The sequence below is a fragment of the Endozoicomonas sp. SESOKO3 genome, from assembly GCF_024606255.1.
In genome coordinates this window covers 1-2,117 of sequence record NZ_JAHHPR010000305.1, presented here as the reverse complement: position 1 = coordinate 2,117, position 2,117 = coordinate 1, and the positions used below count along the sequence as shown (strand labels likewise).

Here is a 2,117-nt window from a genome sequence, read left to right as displayed (position 1 = left end):
AACCTGCGGGCACCTGGAATGACCATGATGAAGATGCCTTTGTTCGTATGGACCTGGTTGATTACCGCTTATCTATTGATTGCTGTTATGCCAGTGTTGGCCGGTGCTGTAACCATGATGTTGATGGACATCCACTTTGGCACCAGCTTCTTTAACGCCGGTGGCGGTGGTGACCCTGTGCTGTTCCAGCACATTTTCTGGTTCTTCGGGCACCCGGAAGTTTACATCATGATCCTGCCTTCTTTCGGGATTGTGTCAGCCATTCTGCCAACTTTTGCAAGGAAACCCCTGTTTGGCTACACCTCAATGGTTTACGCCACCGCAAGTATTGCCTTTTTGTCGTTTATTGTCTGGGCGCACCATATGTTTACCGTGGGCATTCCTCTGGTGGGTGAGCTGTTCTTTATGTATGCCACCATGTTGATTGCTGTGCCCACCGGTGTGAAGGTCTTTAATTGGGTCACCACCATGTTCAGGGGAGCCATGACCTTCGAAACCCCCATGCTGTTCAGTATTGCTTTCGTAGTGCTGTTCACAATTGGTGGTTTTTCCGGACTGATGCTGTCAATCGCCCCTGCTGACTTCCAGTATCACGACACCTATTTTGTAGTGGCTCACTTCCACTATGTACTGGTACCCGGAGCGATTTTTGCCATCTTTGCCGCAGTCTATTACTGGTTGCCCAAATGGACAGGTCATATGTATGACGAGACGCTGGGCAAGACGCATTTCTGGTTGTCCTTCATTGGAATGAATCTGACCTTCTTCCCGATGCACTTTATCGGGCTGGCAGGCATGCCTCGCCGGATTCCTGATTACGCCCTGCAGTTTGCAGACTTCAACATGATTGCCAGTATTGGCGGCTTTATGTTCGGAACCACTCAGCTGCTGTTCCTGTTTATCGTGGTCAAGTGCATCAAGGGGGGCGAGAAAGCCAAAGCTGAAAGTTGGGAAGGTGCAGAAGGTCTTGAGTGGAGTCTGCCTTCACCGGCACCTTACCACACCTTTACCACGCCACCGGATGTGAAGTAAAAAGCTGTCCGCTGAGTTTCAGTGGTTGGGTCTGTGCAGGGCGGTTTTTTGTAATGGAGGAGACAATAATGGCGGTCAGGAGTGTGACCAGTGGGATTGGCAAAACCTAATAGCTCTCTGGAAATTTACCCAGAGGAACAGTACCTGCAATGGGAGCGGTCTTCAGACATTCGTCATGAATACGTCAATGGCAGAATTTTTGATATGGCCGTTGGGAACAGAAATCATGGTGTCATTATCACTAACATTGCTGGTGCTTTGTTTTCACGCACTAAAGCTATGGGGTGTGATCAGTTTGTCAGTGATATGAAGCTGCGAATTCAAAGTAAACAGAAAGTCAGCTATCGATATCCTGATTTTATGGTTTATTGTGGTCCCAGAAATAACAAGGATATACAAAATAGCGCACGGTTCTTAGTCGAGGTGCTCAGTCCTGGCATCCGCGAAGTGGATTGTGAGACCAAACTTGAAGAATATCAAGAGGCTCTGAAAGCTCAAAAAGGTGAATACCTGATAGTTGATAGTAGTTGTCAACTGGTCAGTCTCTGGGGCTGGAAAGGAGATGTTTTTTTAGAAAAGGCAGCCTGTCATGGAGAGCCGGGCGTCATGCTGGATAGCTTGAATACCGGCCTTTCTATGAGCGATATTTATGATACGGTTGAGTTTCTTTCCGAACGGTAGGGAAGTGTTTGAATGAATGCTGACGATGATACCCCGGACGACCTGTCGCGAAGAACCGTCATCAAGACAGGTCTGGTGGCTGGCGGTATGTTTGGCTTCGGCTTTGCCATGGTTCCCCTGTACGACGTGTTCTGCAAGGTAACGGGTCTCAACGGCAAAACCGATCCGAATCCATACCGGTATAACGCCGAGACGGCTGAAGTAGATACCAGCCGTAGTGTGAAAGTGCAGTTTGTGGCCACCAACAATGCTGAGATGAGCTGGGACTTCAAGCCCAGCGTCACAGAAGTAGTAGTTCATCCCGGAGAGGTTGGAGAGCTGGAGTTCTTTGCCCGCAACCCAACCGGTGAGCGAATGATTGGCCAGGCCATTCCCAGTGTTTCACCGTTTCAGGCCACCAACTA

At 49.2% G+C, this 2,117-nt stretch carries 3 protein-coding genes; all 3 read left to right on the top strand.

From position 1 onward, the window contains the following. A partial coding sequence (locus tag KDK18_RS05410) for a cbb3-type cytochrome c oxidase subunit I (protein WP_257253753.1) occupies positions 1–1,032 on the top strand: 1,032 nt, incomplete at its 5' end. A gap of 96 nt (positions 1,033–1,128) precedes the next feature. Beyond that, positions 1,129–1,713 carry a Uma2 family endonuclease gene (locus KDK18_RS05405; protein WP_257253751.1) on the top strand — a complete coding sequence of 195 codons (585 nt, stop codon included), beginning with the start codon at positions 1,129–1,131 and terminating at the stop codon, positions 1,711–1,713. A 12-nt stretch (positions 1,714–1,725) separates the two neighbouring features. Further along, positions 1,726–2,117 (top strand): cytochrome c oxidase assembly protein (locus tag KDK18_RS05400; RefSeq protein WP_257253750.1); only part of this gene is annotated, 392 nt, incomplete at its 3' end.